Raw genomic sequence first — 5,727 nt, forward strand, 5'->3', positions numbered from 1 at the left:
CTTCTCCTACCAGTCACTGGTCATCAGCATCCGCAACTGGATGAGGAACATCAGCAGCAGAAACCCATAGATGGTGAATTGGAAGACGATCAGCGCACGCTTACGTCTACGGTCTTGCTCGTTCATGAGAGCGTTCTCCTCGAGGTGGTCACACGGGTTCTTCGCCGGCGAGCAGACCGGCGGTGGCGATCTGGCGCAGGCCGTCACCGATGGCGGTATCGGTGCTCAGCGGCGCCAGCACACAGGCCTGCACCGCGTCGATCTCGCGCGCGCCCGCGGCGATGAGCCGGGCCGCGGCCACCAGTACGCGCGTCGACGGTGGCTCGAAGTGGAATATCTCGTCCGCGCCACGAATAGTGTTCGCGCAGTGCACCAATCGCGTCGCCACGGCCCGATCGACGCCGGATTCCGTTACCACCACGTCGGTTTCGCGCTCGGGTGCCAGGTAGTCCATCGCGATGGTGACGAAGCGCTGCCGAAACGACGGTTTCAGGACCTTGAGCGAACTGCGGTAGGCCGGGTTGTAGGAACAGACGAGCATGAACGATTCGGGGGCTTGCACTACCTCATCGGCGCGGTCGAGGTAGAGCGCGCGCCGGTGGTCGGCGAGCGAATGCAGCACGGCCAGCGAATCGTGGCGTGCCTCGATCACCTCGTCCAGATAGCAGATGGCCCCGCCCTTCACGGCCCTGGTGAGCGGGCCGTCGTTCCAGACCACATCACCGCCGGTGACGAGCAACCGCCCGACCAGATCCGAGCTGGTGATGTCGTCATGGCAGCTGACGGTGACCACCGGGCGACCCAGCAGCGAGCCCATGTGCTCGACGAATCGGGTCTTACCGCAGCCGGTCGGTCCGGTGAGCATGACCGGAAGGCGTTGCTGGAACGCTCGTTCGAACAGTTCGACCTCGCCGCCACCGGCGAAATAGGAATCAGATGTCATAGGTCGACCAACTCTCGGTGAATATGTGCGAGAACGCGGGGCAGTTCCTCCACCCGCCGAATCCGTTGCGAGCGGGTGGGCCCGAAGACTTCGGGCAGTGGATCGACTCGGACGGGTCCGATGCCGATGTAGTAGACGGCGATCCCGGCGGTGACAGCTTCCTCGACAGCGTGCGCCACATCGGCCCACGCGTAGCGGCCCTCGTACCCTTCGTCGGAGATGAGGCCGTCGCCGATGATGATGAGCTGGCGACGCTGCGCGGGTTGGTCGAGCAACCGACTGGTCAGGTGCCGCAGTGGGGCGCCGAGTCGGGTGTAGCCACCGGCCGCCAGCCCGAGCCCGCCGACATCGACGAAGTTCCGGTCGTCGAAGTCCTTCAGGCACCGGACTTCCACGCGATGGCGCGTATTGCCGGTGAATACGAAGATCGCGTGCCGTTCCCTGGCGACCGTCATCGCCCGCGAGAGGGCGTCCGCGCAGTCCAGCTCCAACCGGAAGGTCGCGCCTCCGTTGATGCCGAGCGAGGAACTGCCGTCGAGCAGGACCGCGGTCGTGACATCGCGGGCACTGGGCAGCAGTTCACGAAACACCCGTGGTTGCGGTGTCGCGCCGACCTGGGTGTCGACGTAGTGGCTGATGTAGCGGTCGATGTCGAGGTCGGACCCGTCCACGAGGCCACCGCGCGTGGACCGATGGGTGAGTTCCTCGAACCAGCGCCGCACCTCGGGTGCGGCGGGCGTGATCGGGCTCGACGAGGTGGGTTGGCGGCGTTCCAGGACGGCGACGTGGTCGGGCAGGAAACTCGACGTCCACTGGTTCCACTCCGGATAGGGAATCCCCGCGCGCTGGTCTGCGCGGATCTCGATGTCCTCGTTCTCGGGTCGGCTCGGCGGCGGAAGGTTCGAGGCCCGGCTGCCGCCTTCACCGCCGACCGGTACCGACCACACGCGGTAGCTGTCGGTACGGGTAGAGGTCCACGGCATCCGGCCGTAGATCCGCCGCGCCGCGATCGACACGCGACTACGCGGCGCAACGGCCAGCGGCAGGCTCCCGAGCAGCGGGTACTGCCCCAGCACACCCGGTGACCGAGCGAGCGCGACGGCACGCTCGATCATGTCCTCGCCCGACAGGTCGGGATCGGTGGACTCCAGAGCGCGCAGCCGACGGCGCAGCTCGGGTACCAGTCCGGGAAACCGCTCACCGGCCCAGGTCGCGGCGACGTCGCCCTCCACGATCGAGAGCGCACCGCGCTCCCGCGGGGACAACTCGTGCAGCGGATACCGCGCGATCCGGTCCTTGGACGGCGAACACTGCAGGGCGATGCCGCAGGTCACTGTCGTGTGGTTCCAGTCGGGCACCGGCTGTGGATACGGCACATGGACGATGCCGAGTCCAGGGCTCAAGCCGAAGCCGCGCCGCTCGCCGGTCACCAGGCGGACGCCTTCGCGGCGGCGACCCGACAGCGCAACCGCCGTCACCGCGCAGCTGCGTTCGACCGACGCGGCGGGCCGGGTGGCGGTCACGGTGGATCTCCGCGGGTACATGCCGGTTCAGGAGCCGTACACATGATCAGAATGTCCCGATATTGCTCAGGATCCAGTACCAGAAGGCGATGATCAGCACCACCGCGCCCCAGGCGAGGAGAAGTCGGACGAGATCGAGAAGCATGATCGGGTTTCCATATCTGTCGGCGGATCGTGTGGTGCGGCAGCGTCATCGGGGCTCCAGGCTGCGCAGCGTCGTCGTCACGTAGTCGGCGAGCACCGCGGTGCGCAGCGCTTTCGAGCCGCTCGTACTGGTGAGCAGGGCGTACAAGCCGATGAGGAAGAACACGGCGCTGTGGTACGACTCGACGACGAGTTGCGCTTCACCGCGCTCGGCGGCCTGTTCGATCTCCTGGGCGACCAAAGCGATCACGGAATGTTCTCGCCAGGTGTCGTCCAACGGTCTGGTCGGTGAGAAGTGCACGGCGAGTAGGTCTTTGAACAATTTGCTACCCAATCGCCGCTCCAGAGCCGCGACCAGCCGGACGACTTTCGCCAGCACTCCCGCGAGATCGTGCGGTGTCCGCAGGTACCGTCCGAGTTCCCCGGCGATGCGCTTCTCCTCGCGCTGTTCGAGTTCGAGCAGCACGTGCTCTTTGGTCGGGAAGTGGAAGTAGAAGGTTCCGCGTGCCACGCCCGCGTCCTCGACGATCGTGGCGATGTCGGCCTCCGCCGCGCCCGCTCTACCGAATTCCGCAACTGCCGCATCGAGCACTCGCTTCCGTGTGTGGAGACGTTGGGCCTGTCGCCCCTGAGGCTTGTCCTGGATTTCGCTCATGCGGCGAGCTAACTCCCGTCATTGACTCGCGTCAATCAGGCGCGCACAGAGCTCATGGGGTGATCACCAAATTCCTTCTCCCCCTTATCAATTCAGGAGAGAAGGTCGCCGATCTTCCTGCCGGTGACCATGTCGGTAATACTGACATATGTCATTGAACCACGTCAACGAATTAGCGAACCGCGATCCACGGGACCCCGGTTGATCGAAGGCGCCGATCAGCATTTCCCCACGTCAGACATACCGAAAGCTATACTGTAAATACCTCTTCGTTCGCGTCACGATCACAGCCTCCCTGCCCGCGAACGCTCGATCGACTCAGCCCCCGAGGACGTATTCATGGGTATCGCACTGACCGACGAACACCGCGCGCTGGCCGAGGTCACCCGGAAGTTCGCCACCGACCGCGCGGTGAGACAGGCCGCGCGCGAACTGCTCGACGCCGCGACAGAGGACTCGCCCGCGTTCTGGGCGCAACTTGCCGAGCTGGGATTGCTCGGTCTGCATGTGGACCCGGCGTACGGCGGTTCCGGATACGGGTTGCCCGAATCGGTGGTGGTCGTCGAGGAGTTGGGCCGTGCGATCGCACCGGGATTGTTCGTCTCGACCATGATCACCTCGGCGGTGGTGGCAGCCGTTGGCAGTACCGAACAGCGCGAACGTTTCCTGCCCGGACTCGTCGACGGAACAGTCACCGCCGCAGTGGGCTTCGGGGGTGAGGTCACCATCGACGACCGGGGGCGCGCGCACGGTCGGGCGGGAGTCGTTCTCGGTGCCGGTTCGGCGGATCTGCTGCTGATCTGCGCCGGAGACGACGTAGTGATCCTGGAACGCACCGCCGCGGGCATCTCGATACAGACGCCGTCGAATATGGACCCGACCCGCCGGAGCGGACGCGTCACCCTCCGCGACGTCACCGTCGCACCGCACCAGGTTCTGGCCGGAGAACGCGCCGCCGCTGTGGCCCGAGCACGGCTGCTGCTCGCCGCCGAGGCGGCCGGCGGGGCAGGCGATTGTGTCGATGCCGCTGTCGGCTACGCCGCGATCCGCACGCAGTTCGGGCGACCCATCGCGACGTTCCAGGCAGTGAAGCACCATTGCGCGAACATGCTGGTGGAGGCGGAGTCCGCGGTCGCGACCGTCTGGGACGCCGCACGCGCGGCAGCCGACGATGAGCGTCAGTTCCAGCTGATGGCCGCGGCCGCCGCGACGATCGCGCTGCCCGCCTATGTCCACAACGCCGAACTGAACATTCAGGTGCACGGTGGAATCGGGTTCACCTGGGCCCACGACGCACACCTGCATCTGCGGCGGGCGGTGACGCTACGCGCCCTCATCGGTGGTGACGCGCCCGCCGCCGATGTCTTCGCCCTGACATCGGCCGGGGTCGACCGCACCAGTACCGTCGACCTGCCCACGGAAGCCGACCAGGTGCGCGCCGAGATCCGTGGGGATGTCGAGCGCATTGCCGCGATGGACGAATCGATCCGCCTGCCGGAGTTGATCGCCACCGGTTACGTCATGCCGCATTGGCCGAAGCCATGGGGCCGTTCGGCCACCGCGGTCGAGCAGGTGGTGATCGACGAGGAGTTCGCACGGGTCCGACTCAGGCGACCCGACTATTCGATCACCGGATGGGTCGTTCTGACCCTGATCCAGCACGGGACGCCGAGCCAGATCGACAGATTCGTCGACCGGGCGCTGCGCCAGGAGGAGGTGTGGTGCCAGTTGTTCTCCGAGCCGGACGCCGGTTCTGACGCGGCCGCCGTGAAAACCAAGGCGACGCGGGTCGACGGCGGCTGGCGAATCACAGGCCAGAAGGTGTGGACCAGCGGCGCGCACTACAGCCGGCGCGGTCTGGCCACCGTTCGCACCGACCCCGGCGTCGCCAAACACGCGGGCATCACCACGATGATCGTCGACATGACGGCTCCCGGCGTACAGGTGCGACCACTGCGCATGCTTCTGGGCAGCTCGGAATTCAACGAGGTGTTCTTCGATGAGGTCTTCGTGCCGGAGGCCGACGTGGTCGGTGCCGTGAACGATGGTTGGGCCGTCGCGCGAGCGGCACTGGGAAACGAGCGGGTCAGCATCGGCGGTGGCTCGGGCACCGGCAACGCAGACTCCGGCACGCTGCTGCACCTGGTCGAGCGGCACCGATCGCGCTCGGCCGATACCGACGTCCGCGTGGGCCGATACCTGGCGCAAGCCCACGCCCTGCGTCTGCTCAACCTGCGCCGTGCCGTCCGCAGCATCGAAGGAGCAGGCGCGGGCCCCGAGGGCAACATCACCAAACTGAAAGTGGCGCAACACTTCAGCGAGTACGCAGCCATCACAGCGATGTTGCTCGGCCCCGATATCGCACTGGCCGACGGTGACGCCGCCATGGCGGGGCTCATGTTGCTCGGCGCCCGAGCGATGAGCATCGCGGGCGGCACCTCCGAGGTGACCCGCAACCAGAT

4 protein-coding genes are annotated in these 5,727 nt (G+C 66.4%); 1 reads left to right on the forward strand and 3 read right to left on the reverse strand.

Annotation, left to right across the window (positions count from 1 at the left end; genetic code table 11):
- Positions 1-148: 148 nt before the first annotated feature.
- From ACFWF3_RS21750 to ACFWF3_RS21760, 3 genes are all read right to left on the reverse strand, one after another.
- The gene (locus tag ACFWF3_RS21750) at positions 149-943 is read right to left on the reverse strand and encodes a CbbQ/NirQ/NorQ/GpvN family protein (RefSeq protein WP_378992907.1); all 795 of its coding nucleotides are present in this window, start codon (positions 941-943) and stop codon (positions 149-151) included.
- Positions 940-2,487, reverse strand: coding sequence for a nitric oxide reductase activation protein NorD (locus ACFWF3_RS21755; RefSeq protein WP_379315048.1), 1,548 nt, complete (start codon positions 2,485-2,487; stop codon positions 940-942). Before ACFWF3_RS21755 ends, ACFWF3_RS21750 begins: the two co-directional genes overlap by 4 nt.
- 169 nt (positions 2,488-2,656) lie before the next feature.
- Positions 2,657-3,265: a TetR/AcrR family transcriptional regulator gene (locus tag ACFWF3_RS21760; RefSeq protein WP_378992905.1), complete on the reverse strand. Its 609-nt coding sequence runs from the start codon at positions 3,263-3,265 to the stop codon at positions 2,657-2,659.
- A 339-nt stretch (positions 3,266-3,604) separates the two neighbouring features.
- On the opposite strand from ACFWF3_RS21760, the gene ACFWF3_RS21765 reads away from it, so the two are divergent.
- A partial coding sequence (locus tag ACFWF3_RS21765; protein ID WP_379315049.1) for an acyl-CoA dehydrogenase occupies positions 3,605-5,727 on the forward strand: 2,123 nt, incomplete at its 3' end.

Origin of the sequence: Nocardia sp. NPDC060220, assembly GCF_042727815.1 — a bacterium.
Classification (GTDB): Bacteria; Actinomycetota; Actinomycetes; order Mycobacteriales; family Mycobacteriaceae; genus Nocardia.